This is a genomic window from Opitutus sp., from assembly GCA_024998815.1.
In the GTDB taxonomy this organism is placed as follows: Bacteria; Verrucomicrobiota; Verrucomicrobiia; order Opitutales; family Opitutaceae; genus Rariglobus.
Genome location: JACEUQ010000003.1, coordinates 686,596 through 702,896, shown reverse-complemented (window position 1 = coordinate 702,896; position 16,301 = coordinate 686,596). Strand labels below are relative to the sequence as shown.

The window sequence follows — 16,301 nt, the reverse complement described above, 5'->3', positions numbered from 1 at the left end:
TCGCGCAGAACCCCAAAAAACCACCCCATGTCCGTCACCCCTACCCCCGCCGCCGAGGCCCGCCCGCTCATCGCGGGCGAAGCCCCCAGAGCCGCCGCCAGCACCACAACCCGCCCCGAAGACCGAGTCCCGCTCAAGGCCAAAATCGCCAGCGGGGCAGCCGGCGCGGTGGATGTCTGGGCCAACAACATCCCCAACCAACTGGCCACGCCCATCTTCGTGACCACGCTCGGCCTCTCCCCGGCGATCGCCAGCCTGGCGATGGTCATCTTCCGCCTCTACGACGCGATGATTGACACGCTCATGGGCTGGATCTCCGACAACACCCGCAGCCGCTGGGGCCGGCGCAAGCCCTACATCTTTGTCGGAGCGATCCTCACCGGCCTGGCCTTTCCGGTGATGTGGCAAGTCGGGCGTGATTGGAGCGAAACCGCTCTCATCTACTGGCTCATCGGCACCGGCCTGCTCTTCTACACCTGCTTTGCCGTCTGGGCCATGCCCTACCAGAGCATGATGTTGGAGCTCACCCCCGACTACAACGAGCGCACCAGCGTCAGCTCCTACCGCACTTTTTTCCAAAAAATCGCCGGGCTGCTCGTCGGCTGGGCCTGGTGGCTGGCGCAGCAACCCCTCATCGCCCGTGCTGCCGACGGCGGCCCCGACACGATCCTCGGCGCGCAACGCGTCACCCTCATCGCCGGCGCGCTGGTCATCGTACTCGGTATGTTGCCGGTCTTCACGACCACGGAACGGTCCTACAAGAGTGCCGTGAATCAACCCAAGGTATCGCTAAAGGACAACTTCCGATGGACGTTCGCCAACCGGCCCTTCCTGATCACGGCGCTGTTCACCCTGTTCTTCGTCTGCGCCAGTTCGTTGAGCAACGCCTTCGGTTTCTACCTGCGCCTCTACTACGTCTCCGCTGGCAACATGGAGCTCGCCTCCAAGCTCCAAGGCGTGGAGTCGACCATCATCGTCGTGCTAGGCATACTTGCGATCCCGGCCTTCAACTGGCTCTCGCAACGCATCGGCAAGACCTGGACCCTCATGACCTGTATGGGCCTCATGCTCGTCGGCCTGGTGCTGCGCTGGTGGCTCTTTAACCCGGCCTATCCGTGGCTCTCTGTCGTCTGCGGCGTGCTGCTCGCGCCGGCCTTCACCGGCATCTGGCAGCTCATCCCATCGATCAACGGCGACGTGGTGGACTACGATGAACTGCGCACCGGTGAACGCCGCGAAGGTGCGTTCGCCTCCATCTTCTCCTGGATCGTCAAAGCCAGCTTCTCCATCGGCATGGGCTTTGGTGGCCCGCTGGTGGTGTGGAGCGGCTTCGTCGTCTCACACGGCTCGACCCAGATCGACGGCATCTTCACCCACATGCGTCTGCTCGATGCGTTCCTGCCCGCCACGCTGGTGACCCTGGCGATGGCCGTGCTTTTACGCTACCCGCTCTCGCCGGGCCGTATGCAGGAAGTCCGCGCCGAACTCGAAGCGCGCCGAGGCTGCCTCTGATCGGGTTCTGGCCGCGCCAGCCCTGCCGCAATTACACAATTTCGACTTACCCGGAACGGGAGCTGATGTGGTCGTGAAGCTACGTACAGCGTACCCGCTACAGCAACCCGCTCCCGTTCCGGAAAATTTCTCACCCAAATCTGGATGCCCGCTGACCACACCAACAGACACCACCACGGACGCCACGGGCTGAATCTACATCGTTAAATATACCCCTATGTCTAACCCGACCGTCCCTCCACAACTCGGCGCCAGAGGCCCTCGCTGGTTCGCGCCCGATAGCTTTTGGAATCAGCCTTTGGCGGACACCGCCACATCAGACCCGCAATCGCCGCGCTGGATTGAGCTCCTCACCGCTGCCCACACCGCAGACCCGACGCGCGGAGAAGCCGGCCTGCATCTCAACCTGAACGCGTGGACGTTGCCCATTTACTATGCCGACGCCAGCACTCCGCGTCGCACGTTGCGCCCGAAGCTCCCCGAGTGTCGCTACTCGCAGGGTCACCTGTTGGTCTCGCGCCCCTACCTGCACGATGCCCACCCGCTCGGGCTGCACGCCTCGGTTGCCGACGGCGTGCCAATACCAGCGGCCGCTTGCACCGATGCCGAAGCCGACGCCCATCTCGTCATCGTGGCACCGCAAGAGAACCGCATCTACGACCTCTGGCAGTGCCGCCCCGAAGCAGACGGCTCTTGGTCAACCAACGCCGCCATCAGCTACCCGCTGGACGGACCGGGCGTTTTCACCGCCGAAACCATCGCGGGAATTCACAACGACGAAAGTGTTCACTTCTACGGCCCCTGCCGCGCCCCCGGAGTGCCCGCCTGCGCCGGCCTCATCCGCCGCGACGAACTGCTCGCTGGCGAGATCGCCCACAAACTCGCCTTTGCCTGCGAAGTAGCCGCTTTGCAGGAATTTATTGCGCCCGCCATTTGGACCGACGGCTGGCTGCCGGGTGGCCTGCCCGAAGGCTGCATTCTCCAGCTCGATCCCGCGCTAAACCTAGATCAATTTAATCTGACTCCCGCCGCTCGCACCATTGCACGCGCACTCCAGCGTTACGGCGCTGTCCTGGTGGACAACGCCGGCGGGGTGACGCTCTACGGTGAATGGCTCGGGCCCGCCGAGACGAGTGGCTGGAACGGCCTGCTCGGCGAAAACGACCTTTTTCCGATTCCATTCCAGCACTACCGCATCCTCCTGACCGGACCCGTCACCCACGCCGGTTCTCATCCGGTTTACCACCACGAGATGTCAGCCAAATATTACGCACACCTACGCCGGCACGGAATCGCGAATAGCCGAGCTTAACATAAGGACCGCGCCGCAGTGGCGAGAACCACCTCGCACCAGCAAGATTAACACTAGCCCGCCGCCCGCTCTCCCTATCCGGAAGCCGCAGGTAATATTTTTTTTACACCATGCTTTATCCTGTAATCAACGCCCACCGCAGTTTCATCGATCTGGCCGGGGTGTGGGACTTCAAAGTCGATACCGCTTCCACCGGCGAAGCCTCCGGCTGGTTTCGCGCTCCTTTGGCTCACGCCATTCCGATGCCGGTGCCCGCAAGTTACAACGACATCGGCCAAGATGCCTCGTTGCGCGACCACGTCGGCGACGTCTGGTATCAACGCAGCCTCTGCGTCCCTACACACACCTCGGCCGGGCGCTTGGAGCTGCGCTTCGACGCCGTCGCGCACCATGCCGTGGTCTGGCTGGATGATCACAAACTCGGCGAACATCAGGGCGGTTTTCTACCGTTCGTCTTTGACGTGACCGCCCTGATTCGTCCCGGCCACCTGCACCGCCTCACCGTGAAGGTGGGGAACGTCCTGAGCTGGCAAACCTTCCCGCCCGGCGAGATCCGCACCCCGCGCGATATTGAGAACTACCCGCCCGATTACCGCTGCCAGGAGACCCATTTCGATTTCTTCAACTACGCCGGTATCTTCCGTCCCGTGCGACTGGTGATGACCCCGGCAAGTCGCATTGAAAAGATCCGCGTCAACACGGGCTTCGATCCAAATTCCGGTTGGTTGGACTACTCCACTGTCACCAAAGGGAACGCCAAGATTCTTGTCACCCTCCGCGACACCGAGGGCAACTCGGTAGCTAGCCAAACCACCCCCACCGGCCGCTTAACCGTGCCATCCCCGCGTCTTTGGTCGCCGACCGATCCTTACCTCTACCACCTCGAATGCCGCCTCGTTGACGACCAAAATAAGACGATCGACACCTACACCGAGCGAGTGGGCATCCGCACCGTAGCTGTAGCTGGGAAAAAACTCCTGCTTAACGGCACGCCGATTTACCTAAAAGGCTTCGGCCGCCACGAGGATGCTGACGTGCGCGGACGCGGTCTGGACATGGCGTTGCTCGTTAAAGACCACAACCTCATGGAGTGGATCGGGGCGAATTCTTATCGCACCAGTCATTACCCTTACAGCGAGGAAGCCATGCGTATGGCCGACGAACGCGGCATCCTGATCATCGACGAAGTTCCGGCGGTGGGCTTCAACACCTGGCGGCATGACCCCGTGGTTTACCTCCCGGAACGTGCCAACGACGCTACCCTCGCCGCACACTTGGACACCCTCACGGATCTAATCGAACGCGATCATAACCACCCCAGTGTCATTATTTGGTCTGTGGCCAACGAAGCCGCCACCTGGGAACCCGGCGCGGTGCCCTACTACGAGAAAGTCTGTGGTCATGTGCGCCAGCTGGACCCCTCCCGCCCGGTCATGATCGTCGAGGCCGGCCGCGCCATCACCGAACCCGACCGCATGCCCGCTTCCCGCGTTGCCCACCTCGTCGATATCGTGGGCATCAATCGCTACTATGGTTGGTACAACGATGCCGGCCGCCTCGATCTCGTACGCCACCAACTGGAGCGCGAACTGAAGCTCTGGTGGAGTGAGCACGGCAAACCCATTCTGCTGGCCGAATACGGTGCCGACACCATCGAGGGCTTCCACTCGGACCCGCCGCAGATGTTCACCGAGGAATATCAGGCCGAGTCGCTGGCACGTTTTCACAAAGCGATGGACTCCGTCGACTTCGTCATCGGCGAACACGTGTGGAACTTTGCGGACTTCGCGACCAAGCAGGCGGCAGGCCGGGCTTTTGGTAACCGCAAAGGCGTGTTCTCTCGCAGTCGGCAGCCCAAGCAGGCCGCCCGCCTGCTGCGCGATCGATGGCGCGTTTAATGCCGCCTCAGACAGCCCCGCTTTCTTTACCCCCCGATACCCCCCCCTCCGCTTATGTCACTGCGACCACGCTTCGTGTCATGGAATGCCGCTGTGCGCCTCGGCCTTTGCCTGTTTTCGCTCATCCCTGCAGCTCACGCCGCCGTTTATTACGTCTCCGGCACGGGCATGGACACGAACGCCGGCACCGGTACCGACAACAATAGCGCCTTCCTCACCTTGGCCAAAGGCGCCTCCGTCCTCGCCCCCGGCGACACGCTCTACGTGATGAACGGCACCTACACCAACGCGCCCGGCAACGGATTGATGAGGGTGACAGTGCGCGGCAGCGACGCGGCGTGGACCACCATCACCGCCTACCCCGGCCATCGTCCGCTGCTCAAATCCACCGATTGGTCGGCCATCGATCTCAACCGCGCCGCCTACGTTATCATCGACGGGCTCACCCTGGAAGGCACCGTTTATGACACCGGCATGACGGTCGAAGCCGCCACTACGGCCGCCGAGTCAGCACCCATCCCCCAGTTCAACGGCAACGGCATCGTGGCCGACGGCCGCGACGCGGCAACCTTCGCATCCACCGTCGACGTCACGCTGATGCCGCGAAACTTAATCATTCGTAACAACACCGTGCGCGGGTTCGCCGGGGGAGGCATATCCTGCATCCAGGCCGACTACGTCACGATTGAAAACAACATCGTGCAGGACTGCGCCTGGTATTCGGTTTTTGCCAATAGCGGCATCTCGATCTGGCAGGCGCGCAACGCCGACACCAGCACCGCCGATTATAGGATCAAGATCCTCGGCAACCGGGTCTTTGGAAACAAGAGCCAGATGATCTGGTCCGCGACGCAAAGCGTCTCCGACGGCAACGGCATCATCATCGACGACGGCCGCAACACCCAGAACGACTCGACCCTCGGTGCCTACACCGGAAAAACTCTGGTGGCCAACAACCTCGTCGTAAACAACGGCGGCTCCGGCATTCACACCTATCGTTCCGACAACGTCGATATCGTCCACAATACCGCCTACTTCAACGGCCAGGTGCTCGACTGGGGCGAGATATTCGCCTCCGAAAGCGGCACTATCAGAATCTATAACAACATCTGCTACGCCCGTCCCGACCGGGTGATCAACAAACTCAGCCAATCCAGCACCAATTTAGACTACCGCTCCAATATCTACTTCGGCGGCTACGCCAACGCGGCTTATTACACGGCCAACAACACCACTGCGGATCCGCTTTTCCTCAACGCAGCCCTTGACCTCGCCACGGCGGATTTCGGCGTCAGCTCGACCAGTCCAGCCCTCGACGTGGCCCTGACGACCTACAACAGCGTCACCCTCTCGTGGGTCGCCACCCTCACCAACGATATCACCGGCGGCATTCGCACGCGCAACAGTGTTACCGACATCGGCGCCTACGAACGCATCGGCCGGGCCATCCCGACCACCGGGCTTGTCGTGACCGGCCTGGGGGAAGCCATCCTCGCCGGCGACCCCACCGCCGCCGCCGTGAACGACACCTCCTTCCCAGCAACCGAGATCAACCAGCCCGCGGCCAACGTCCCCCTTCATACCTTCACCCTCCTCAACCGCGACAACTCCAGCATCACCCTTTCCTCACTCAGCCTCGGTGGTTCCTCGGCCTTCACCTTGGTCAACGCACCCGTGCTCCCGCTCGTTCTCGCACCTTCGGCCAGCGTCACGTTCCAAGTGCGGTTTTTGCCCACCGCCGCCGGCACCCAGTCCGGCACGGTCTCGCTGGTTCACTCCAGTCCCGGCACCACCAGCCCCTTCACCTTTGCCCTCTCCGGCACCGCCACCCAGATACCGACCGTCGGTCTTTCCGCGACCAGCCTTTCCGCCACCTTGCCCGTGACCACCTCGGCCACCCACAACGGCTTCGTTCTTACCAACCGCGGTAGCGCCTCGCTCACCTGGAACGCCGCTCTCCCGAAACTTTATACCTTCGCCGACTCCCTTTCCCCCACCGGCCCCGCCTACAGCTGGGTGGATATTTCCGCCACCGGCAACGCGGTCTCTTTTGGCACTAATATTTTCGATAACGCCTTTTCCTCGGCGCTCTCACTCGGCTTTACCTTTCCCTATTTCGGCACCGGCTACACCCAGCTCTGCATCGACATCAACGGCCACGTCTCCTTCGACCTCAGCAAGGCAGGCAACACCAATTCCCGTTATCGGGTTCCCTCCACCCTGGCCAGCATGCTGGCGACAAACAACGGTCTTATCCCCAAATCCATCGCCGTCTTCTTTGACGATCTACTGCTCATCTCCGGGACCAGCTCGGTGCGTTACCAGCAGACCGACGCCAACACCTTTGTCGTCTCGTGGATTAATGTCACCTTCAAGGCCGACTCCGGCAAGGCCGCCAATCTCCAGCGTAAGCTTAATTTCCAAGTCATCCTGAAACGCGACGGCACCATCACCACCCAATACCAGGGCGTCACCAATACCGACGGCAACTACCTCATCGGCATCGTCAACAACCTCCCCACGACCGGTGTCAACGACTCCAAGCAATACGTCCAATACGCCTACACCGCCAATGCCGTAAACTCCGGCCTCGCCGTGCGCTTCACCCCGCCCCCCCGCGCTTTCGACGGCACCACCAATTTTGCTCCCGGTGGCTCGACCTATTCCTGGGCCAATTTCACCGGTTCCACCTCGGGCACCCTCGCTCCCGGCAGCAGCCAGACGATCCCCTTGGCCTTCAACTCCACCGGCCTCGTCAGCGGCCTGAGCTACGCGACCAACCTGACTCTTACGACCAACGACACGGCCAACAGCACCCTTTACATCCCTGTCTCCCTCACCGTCGGCGGCACCGCCAACCTCAGCCCCTCCGTCTCCCTAACCCAGCCCTACCGCAACCTCACCGTCCAAGGTGCCGGATCGCCCATCACGCTCGCCGCCTCCGCAACCGACCCCGAAGGCTCCATCACCCAGGTCGAGTTCTACGACGGTGCCACCCTGCTCGCAACCGACACCTCATCGCCTTACACTTACACTTGGACTTCATCCATCGTCGGCACCCACACGATCACCGCTAAAATCACCGACAACCGCGGCGTCACAGTGACGTCCCAAGGCTACGTCATCACCGTCGTCAACCTCCCGCCCGTCGTCGCGGTGACCACGCCGACCGCGACTTCAACCGCCACCTTAGGAGTCCCGTTCACGCTCACCGCTAACGCCGCCGATGCCGACGCGGGCTCAATCACCAAGGTCGAGTTCTACGTCAACAGTATCCTCGCTGGCACCGCCACCACAGCGCCCTACACCGCAGCTTGGACGCCGCAGATCATCAGCCCCGCCACCGTTTACGCCAAGGCCTACGACAACAACGGCGCGTCCACGATCAGTTCATCCGTCACTTTCTCCGTGGTCCGTCCCGACCTGCCGAACTCCGGCCTGCTCGCCTACTGGCGCTTCAACGAAAGCACCGGCCTCACCACCGCCGCCGATCTATCCGGCAACTCGCGCAGCGCTACTCTTGCCGATGCGAACACCACCTTTACGGCCTCCGGCAAGTTCGCCAATGCGCTCGCCTTTAATGGCGCTAATAACGCCAAAGCCTCCTTCGGACACGGTGCCATCACGACCGCATTTTCCCTCAGTGCGTGGGTAAAGGCAGACGCGACCCCGACCGGCACCCTATACCCTCGCATCATAAGCCTCCAAGGCGGCCCATCCCTCTTCCTTGTGCGCAACTTTAGCACGGATGCAAATTTCACCGGTGGTCTCGGCTTCAACGACGGCACCGGCGGCGACTGGCGCTCCTCCGGTTCAGTAATCGCCGGCGCTTGGCAGCATGTCGTCATCACCTTCGACCTCTCGCGCAACGACACTGCACCCGTGTTCTATCTCAACGGCTCGCTTACTGGCACCTACCCCGTTTCGAATATGAGCCGGACCGGCACGCTTCCCGTCGTCAACGCGACCACCACGACCGCCCTCTCCCTGCTCGGCAATCGCCTCGATCTGCAGCGTCCACTTACCGGAGTGCTGGATCAAGTGCGCCTCTACGACCGCGTGCTTACCCCCGCCGAGGTGACCGCTCTTTACCTCGACGACGGCGGCCCGCTCGCCCCGGCCAGCCTCACCGCTACGCCGTCCGCCAGCGGCGTCGCCCTAGCCTGGGCTACCATCACCTCGACCAATGCCACTGTCACTTACCAGGTCGCCCGCAGTCTCTTCTCCAACGGCCCGTTCACCCCGCTCGCCTCGAGCCTCACCGCCACTTTTTTTAACGATACGACCACTATCCCCGGCACTACGTATTACTACACCGTGAGCGCCACCGCCGCCGGCGATAACGGACCAACCGTCACCTCAGCCACCGTCACCACGTGGACCGCACTGCAATCCTGGCGCAACGCCACCTTTGGCACCATCGCCGCCACCGGCAACGCCGCCGACCTCGCCGACCCGGATGGTGACGGCATCTCCAACCTCCTCGAATATGCCCTCGGGCTTTCACCCACTACGGCCACGCCCTCCGGCCTGCCCACCTCGACCGTCGACTCCAACGGCAAGCTCACCCTCACCTTCCTACGTGCCTGCAGCGAAGTGACCTACACCGTGCAAGGCTCCTCCGACCTCGCCACCTGGAGCGACATAGCAATCAACCCTGGCACCGTCAGCACGAGCGTCACGGTCACCGACAAACCGCCCATCGGTGCAACCAAGCGTTTCCTCCGCCTGAAAGTCACCGCACCCTGAGCCCACTCGGTTTCACACCTTCCGCCAACTTTCCGAATAACCCCAATCACAACCCAACTTCAAATCCACGCCGTCATGAATGGAGTCTGCCTTGGCGCTAGGCATTTCCGGTTGTAGTGTTGGCCGTCCCCGGCCAATTCCGCCGTTTCAAACCTTGGCCGAGACGGCCAACGCTACACGGCTAACGCACCTTCACCATTCAAGCCTCGTCGGATCTCACCACCTGGACTGACGTTGAAACGAATCCTAACGCATCAGGTCTTAACGTTACGATTAAAGACTTGAACCCGTCGAGCTCTCGCCGTTTCATGCGCCTGAAGGTAACTACTTCTTCGCCCTAAAATCATCCCCTGCACGCCATGACTAACATCCGTCGTCTTCAATTACTCACGCTCGGTTACTCCCTCGGTCTGCTCGCTCTTCCGGCCCAGACTTTACTCCGGGAGGACTTCAACCGTCCAAGCGGGAAAACCTACACCTATCCCGGTCCGCCTAACTCGGGTTATCGCGCCCTCGCCAATGGCAAGCTCGACGCATGGTCGAGCGGTGGGGAGTTAACATTAGCTGAATTGGAAGGCGTGGGTGCCGCTAGCAGCAGCGGCATCCGCGTTACGGTGACGCAGCCCACCGATGAGTTTCACGTGGTCACGTTAAACGACATTTCCCTCGGCGTGACAGGTGTCGCAATCAAAGCGGAAGACATCCGCTCCTTACTCCTCAAATTCTCCGCGCGTTTCCCAAAGGTCAAATCGCTGGCTGTGGCGCTTCTTCCTGAAGGCAATTTCCCCGATTCCGCCAAGTGGGATAATCGGTTGATCCTGCCGCTTGCTTTCGGTGGCGGCGACGTCTTCAAGACCTTCACCTTCAAAGGAACCGAGTTCGATAACGACAGCGTAAATAAATTCATCGAGCTCGTGCGCTCCCGCGAAGAAAAGGTGGTTAAAGTGAAACTCCAATGGGTTTTGAACAACGCCTCGATTTGGCAAATCGGGGATGGTTTCGCACTGGATGAAATAGAAATCCGCCGAGCGCCCTGAGCCCTTTTTATTCCGGGTATTTAGACGATCAGATCTATTCTGCCACCGTGACCACCGCCGCCGCCCGCACAGCGCCCCAGGTGGTCAACGGCCATGCATCTTAGCCGGTAGCCGAGTCAGCACCGGCGACTGCGGCCAAACCGGCACCTTCACCGACACCGCCTCGGTTTCGCCACGGAGTTTCCTGCGCCTACGCCTCACATCCCCATGAAAAACCCCACTTCAATGCTCTCTCTCAAGGCCTTCGCCGCCCTGTTCTCCGCCTGTCTCTTCGTGGGCATCAGCGCCTCAGCGTCAGAAGCCCGTAGCGCCAAAGACATTTCTTATCTTTCGCCTGAAGAAGCCAAAGACCCATACCGCCAGGAACGCTGCGTGCTCGACATTCACGTTCCCGCTGGTGCCGCGCAAAACCTCCCTGTCGTGGTCTGGTTCCACGGCGGCGGATTAACCGAAGGCAACAAGACCTGGTTCCCCGGCGAACTCTTGCAACAGGGCCTGCTCGTGGTGACGCCCAACTACCGGCTCATCCCCCGCGGCACGCCAGTAAACGCCCTTGAAGACGCTGCCGCCGCCGTGGCCTGGGTCTTCGCGCACATCCAGGAGTATGGCGGCGACCCGAGCCGCATTTTTCTGTCCGGCCACTCCGCCGGCGGCTACCTCTCAACCCTCCTCACCCTAGATCGCTCTTGGCTCGCCGCCCACCAGATCGACGCCAATCGCATCGTCGGCCTCGTGCCCTTCAGCGCACAAATGGTGACGCACTCCTCTTTCCGCTCCGCCTCCGGCAGCGCCGAACTCGAATCCTTCGCCCCGCTCGCCCACGCCCGCGCCGACGCACCACCCCTCCTTCTACTCATGGGCGACCGCGACAAAGATCTTCCCGGTCGGTATTCACAAAACACCGAGATGCTCACCCGACTGAAAGCCGCCGGCCACAAGGACTGCCAGTTTGTTGAGTTCCGCGGAACCGACCATGTCACCATGCAGCCCACCGGAATCCCGCTGCTCGTCACCGAGATCGCCCGCCTCTCCGCGGCCCGCCCGCCCGCGACAAAACCATGAGCCTGAGCCGTGATGACTTCGCCCCGGCTTTTACTGAGCCTGCGCGTCACACCACCAGGAGTGCTGCCATACAAGAAACGCCATCGGTACGGCCAGCATGCCCCACAACTTTAACATAAGGTCTTTGGCTGTGTCGTCCGGGCACTCCCCGTGGTTCTAGTTTCTCGTCACCCCAACCCCCCGCCGCTTCCTCCGCCTCCAAGTCACCGCACCGTAAACCCAGTCGGTAGATTTAAACAAAATCAATCCGAACGGCTAAAGCTTCACTGAAACGTGCCGAATAACAACTTATGGAATCGTTAGAATTAGCCGCAAGCCCGCATAACCCGCGGGCCCCTAAAAGAGCCGGCTTTGCCCTACTCATAACGATCGTACTGATGTCGATGCTCGTGTTGATCATGGTCAGCATGGCCGCGCTCACGCGGGTCGAAACCCAGATCGCGGCCAATTACCAAAAAGCCGATCAAGCCCGTTCAAATGCGCTCTTGGCCCTCAATATCGCCCTAGGCAAACTCCAGGCCTCGGCCGGCCCCGATCAGCGGGTCACCGCAAACGCCGACATCCTCGCGACCACCCACGCCACCAAGAAATACTGGACTGGAGTTTGGAATCCCTCCAGCGCCACCCCCACCTGGCTGCTCTCCGGTTCGGCCCCGAATGCCGCCGCTGCCGATCTTCCCACTTGGGCGTCCACCAAAAACTACGACGACACCACCAACTACGTGCGCCTGGTCGGAGCGGCCAGCACCGATACCTCCGTAACCGGCAACGGTATCATCGTCCCCCTGCAAACCATCACCGCCCCGGTGGCCGGTCTCTCCGGCACCCCCACGGTCGCCCGCTACGGCTGGTGGGTCGGCGACGAGGGCGTCAAAGCCCGCATCGACCTGACCGACCCCAATGCCCAGCGCATAGCCACCACCACCGGCTCGCCCAGCCTCAGCTCCGTCAGCCCCACCTCCACACAACAACGCCAAAGCATCATGGTTCCCGGCCGCACCGGCGGCGAACTCCTCGCCACCGATGCCTCCCTGTCCAATACCACCACGATGCCCGCCTCGGCCACTTGGCCGTGGTCGGTTCGGAGCGGCGTCTACGCGACGCCCTACTACCTCGGCGACGCCACTGGGGCCTATGAGGCGACCAACACGGCCAATGACACCTCGGTAAACTTCAATCCAGCGAGCAAATGGCGTTCTTGGGTTCAGCCTTCACAAGCGGTAGTTTCCGCAAGGCCCGTTTTCACGATATTACCGTGAGCAGCCGTGGCGTGCTCGCCGACGTCTCCGCTGGCGGCCTGAAAAAGGATCTCACCGCCGGCCTGCTCGGCAGCACGCCCCCAACGAGCATAATCAATTCGACTCCCCTTTTCGCTATCCCAGCCAGCGGAGCACCGACGACGACTCCGGCGGCCTTGCCCTCCTGGGGTGCCTTACGTTCTTACGTCCAACTCCAGAACTCGCTCTCAGGCGCCACACCCTCCATCGCGCCTCGCGCGACCACCGATACGCAAATGGGTATTTATCCCGTGCTTGCGCGCACGCAGCTCTGGATCCATGCGACTGCCGAAGCCGATGCTAGCAAAAGCCTCCGCCTGCTCTATTTCCCGGCCGTCGTACTTTGGAATCCCTACGACGTCACCCTCCAAGCGACCACATACACCGGCCAGTTCTATAACTCCTCCTCCTTCTATGCCAAAATATTGGCTGAAATGGGACCCGCCGCCGGCGCGGCAACGAGCTATAAATGGGGCACGGATCGACTTCGCAGTAGCTTTTTGACCAAAGGATTTATCATTAATTGCCCGCCGATCGCACCCGGAGAGGCGATTGTTTTCACCCCAGGGTCGAATGTGGATTATGCCGCCGCCACCACCTCAGCCCAGCTCACCCTCTCGCCTGGCTGGCGCACCAATTTCTGGTGGGAAACCGTCAGCACCACACCCACCGGCACGGGAGTCATGCCCTCGGCCTTTACCTCAACCCCGGCCCCCGCAGCCAGCGACGTCATTAAACGCTTGGTGCTCACGGTGGCTAATATGGGCGAAACCGGCTTCTTTCTCTACAACAGCGGCGCGGTCTCCACGGGCTATACCGTAGCCGGTAGCCTCCTGCAAAAAGTCGATGGCATGAACTGGTGGAGCGACTACATCGGCAAGGTCAGCGACGCTTCTTCTCCCACACCCACGGGCTCTCTGGCGTGGAAAACGCTGGGGGCCACCGAACCTGTTTTCCTAAAAAACAACGGAGACCCCTTAAAAGAAATCACCACACTTGCGCCCATGCCCTCCGGGGTATTCGTCCCCACCAGTACGGCCCCGGCGGTCGGTTGGTTCAACACCCTCAAGATGAGCTTCCAGCCCAGTGTCACGGCACTCGGCGTCAGTTTCACCATAAACGATAGTCTTTCGATGCTCCCTTGGCTGGCCCACTACAACCCAGCCGCCCCTGCCTTGACGCGCACGGCTTTGGATAAAGTAAATGCAGGCTCAGCCGGCTACAACAACACCCCCAACTACAATAAAGCCGTGATTAGCGGCTCCGGCACCACCTTCGCCAACTTCCAAAGCAGCGGTAACAACGCCTACATCGGCTACTCGTTGGACAATCCCGGTCCGACCAAAGCCGTCCTATTCAACCTGCCGCGCCTAGAAACCGGCGTCCTCTCACTCGGAGCACTCCAACACGCCAACGTCCATCCCAGTAGTGGCATTCTCAACAATACGGCCTCACCCACCGGCTACGCCGCCAGCGCGATGCCGGCCTACGCCATCGGCAACTCCTATGTCGATCCACGCGTGCTCAGCTCCGACCTCGACGGCTTTCCCGACTGGGGTGATTCAAGCTTCGGCGGCGTCTACAACAACACCTTTCAACGATTCCACTTCGATCTCAGCTTCGTGCTGAACACGGCCCTGTGGGATAAATACTACTTCTCTTCCGTGCCCACCAGCGGCCCCCCGAGTTTCCCCTTAGCCAATCCCCGCCACTCGCTCTACGATCCGAAAAACCTCGCGGCTTCAGGCTTGGCCAGCTCCCTGCAAAACTTCGATTCGGCCGCCAACAACCTGCTCGTCGAAGGGGCCTTTAATATCAACTCGACCTCGCGCGAAGCCTGGCGAGCCGTGCTCGCCTCCACCCGCAAAGCCCCGGTCGTCAAGCAAGGCGGCTCAACGGCCACCGTGGCCAACAGCCAACACACGCCGTTTGCCCGCGCCGTCTATCCGGTCGAAGACCACGTAGATTCCGCCACTGCCGCCAGCATCGCCGAATCGAGTTCCAAGGTCTACGCCGGCTTCCGCAGTCTCACTGATGCGCAGCTCGACGATCTCGCCATCGCCATCGTCGCACAAATCAAGGCCCGTGCCGCCGACAGCAGCTTCGGCCCCTTCCGTGGCTTGGCCGACTTCGTCAACCGCCGCCCTTCATCCAGCACCCAAGCCCACCAATTCACGGGCCCGCTCCAAGCCGCCATAGACGCCACCCCCTCCATTAATGGCGGTACCACAACGACCACCGGTCTCAACACGCCGAGCACCATCACCAGTGTAAGCCTAAGGCCATCGGTCACCACGCAAGTCCCCGGTTTCGACAGCGCCCGATTCATATCGCAAGGCGCCATCTCTCGCTCGGCCGCCACGCCCGGGTTCCTCACCCAAGCCGATCTCCTGCAAGTGCTCGGTCCCGTGCTTTCCGCCCGCTCTGATACCTTCCGCATCCGCACCTACGGCGAGGTCGTAGATCCGCTCAACACCTCAACGACCACCGTGCTCAGCCGCGCATGGTGCGAGGCCATCGTTCAACGTGTTCCCGACTATGTGGACACCACCAACACGCCCGAAACGCCCCCCGCCTCCGCCACGCTCACCAACCAAAACTTCGGCCGCCGCTTCAAAATCGTCAGCTTCCGCTGGCTCAGTCCCTCCGACCTATGATCTTCTCACGTTCTTTCCTCGTCGTTTTCATCGCCTCCTGGCTCGGTGCCGCCAACTTGCTCTCTGGGCAAACCACGGCGCCAGGAGCCAAAGACAAACAGGCCCAGGTCATCACGTTTTGCATGATCGGCGGCAAAGAAGTCGGCAGCTCAGGCGACCAGGCCGACAAGGGCACCAGCTTCAAATTTCGCGCCGACCAAGTGACGAAAGACCTCACCCTTACCCCCGGGCAGACCAGGGGCCCCTTCACGCGAAAAGCTGAAGGTCGTATTTTGATTTATCGCGAACGGCGCTCCCCGGATCCGACCCAACCACCGCAGATTATCCCCGTAGCTGAAACCACGGTCGATCCCTCCTGGCGCAATATCATAGTCCTCGTCGCACTCAATGAGTCCAGTGGCGAAGTGTCCCTCAAAGCCATTAACCAAAGCCTCGACTCGATTCCGGTAGGATCGATTAGTTTTATCAATCTTATGCCCTGTGAATTGGCCGTTAAACTCGGGAGTTCCAGCGGTACGATACCCCTGAAAGGCCGCCTGACACTGCCTACTGGGTTGACCGGTGATGCTGCGGCCATGGTTGAGCTGTTGGTCGCCGCCGAAATCGAAAACGAAGGCCGCGTGATCAACTCCACCTCACAAGGCCTCTCGCCCAAAGATAGGCGGGTTGCCCTGCTTTACCCCGGCTTCCTACGCCCCGTGCAAGTCATGCTGCTAGACCCCGCCCCACCCGACCCGGTTGACTAGGACCCAGCCCAAGTTTTAAAACGTTTAATACTAACCAGCTGGTACTTATGT

The 16,301-nt window shown here is 61.2% G+C and carries 9 protein-coding genes; all 9 read left to right on the top strand.

The window, feature by feature from the left end; translation table 11 throughout:
* Positions 1 to 27: 27 nt before the first annotated feature.
* On the top strand, positions 28 to 1,512 hold the full coding sequence (locus H2170_18020) for an MFS transporter (GenBank protein MCS6301971.1): 1,485 nt from the start codon (positions 28 to 30) through the stop codon (positions 1,510 to 1,512).
* Positions 1,513 to 1,729: 217 nt separating this feature from the next.
* Complete coding sequence (locus H2170_18015) at positions 1,730 to 2,824, top strand: hypothetical protein (protein MCS6301970.1); 1,095 nt, start codon at positions 1,730 to 1,732, stop codon at positions 2,822 to 2,824.
* 110 nt (positions 2,825 to 2,934) lie between these two features.
* Positions 2,935 to 4,722, top strand: coding sequence for a beta-glucuronidase (gene uidA / locus H2170_18010; protein ID MCS6301969.1), 1,788 nt, complete (start codon positions 2,935 to 2,937; stop codon positions 4,720 to 4,722).
* A 54-nt stretch (positions 4,723 to 4,776) separates the two neighbouring features.
* A complete protein-coding gene (locus H2170_18005) occupies positions 4,777 to 9,471 on the top strand; it encodes a right-handed parallel beta-helix repeat-containing protein (GenBank protein MCS6301968.1) in 4,695 nt (1,564 codons plus the stop codon).
* 359 nt (positions 9,472 to 9,830) lie between these two features.
* Complete coding sequence (locus H2170_18000; protein MCS6301967.1) at positions 9,831 to 10,508, top strand: hypothetical protein; 678 nt, start codon at positions 9,831 to 9,833, stop codon at positions 10,506 to 10,508.
* Between the two features lie 207 nt (positions 10,509 to 10,715).
* On the top strand, positions 10,716 to 11,570 hold the full coding sequence (locus H2170_17995) for an alpha/beta hydrolase (GenBank protein ID MCS6301966.1): 855 nt from the start codon (positions 10,716 to 10,718) through the stop codon (positions 11,568 to 11,570).
* A 377-nt stretch (positions 11,571 to 11,947) separates the two neighbouring features.
* On the top strand, positions 11,948 to 12,829 hold the full coding sequence (locus H2170_17990) for a hypothetical protein (GenBank protein ID MCS6301965.1): 882 nt from the start codon (positions 11,948 to 11,950) through the stop codon (positions 12,827 to 12,829).
* Entirely contained in the window at positions 12,826 to 15,504 is a 2,679-nt protein-coding gene (locus H2170_17985) for a hypothetical protein (GenBank protein ID MCS6301964.1), read from the top strand. The genes H2170_17990 and H2170_17985 overlap by 4 nt, the downstream gene beginning before the upstream one ends.
* Positions 15,501 to 16,250, top strand: a complete 750-nt coding sequence (locus tag H2170_17980) for a hypothetical protein (GenBank protein MCS6301963.1) — start codon at positions 15,501 to 15,503, stop codon at positions 16,248 to 16,250. The genes H2170_17985 and H2170_17980 overlap by 4 nt, the downstream gene beginning before the upstream one ends.
* The last annotated feature ends 51 nt before the right edge of the window (positions 16,251 to 16,301 follow it).

Bases quoted from the DNA above. Each gene is read 5' to 3' on its own strand.
- H2170_18020 (MCS6301971.1), top strand. From the start codon at position 28: ATGTCCGTCACCCCTACCCCCGCCGCCGAGGCCCGCCCGCTCATCGCG.
- H2170_18015 (MCS6301970.1), top strand. From the start codon at position 1,730: ATGTCTAACCCGACCGTCCCTCCACAACTCGGCGCCAGAGGCCCTCGC.
- uidA (MCS6301969.1), top strand. From the start codon at position 2,935: ATGCTTTATCCTGTAATCAACGCCCACCGCAGTTTCATCGATCTGGCC.
- H2170_18005 (MCS6301968.1), top strand. From the start codon at position 4,777: ATGTCACTGCGACCACGCTTCGTGTCATGGAATGCCGCTGTGCGCCTC.
- H2170_18000 (MCS6301967.1), top strand. From the start codon at position 9,831: ATGACTAACATCCGTCGTCTTCAATTACTCACGCTCGGTTACTCCCTC.
- H2170_17995 (MCS6301966.1), top strand. From the start codon at position 10,716: ATGAAAAACCCCACTTCAATGCTCTCTCTCAAGGCCTTCGCCGCCCTG.
- H2170_17990 (MCS6301965.1), top strand. From the start codon at position 11,948: ATGTCGATGCTCGTGTTGATCATGGTCAGCATGGCCGCGCTCACGCGG.
- H2170_17980 (MCS6301963.1), top strand. From the start codon at position 15,501: ATGATCTTCTCACGTTCTTTCCTCGTCGTTTTCATCGCCTCCTGGCTC.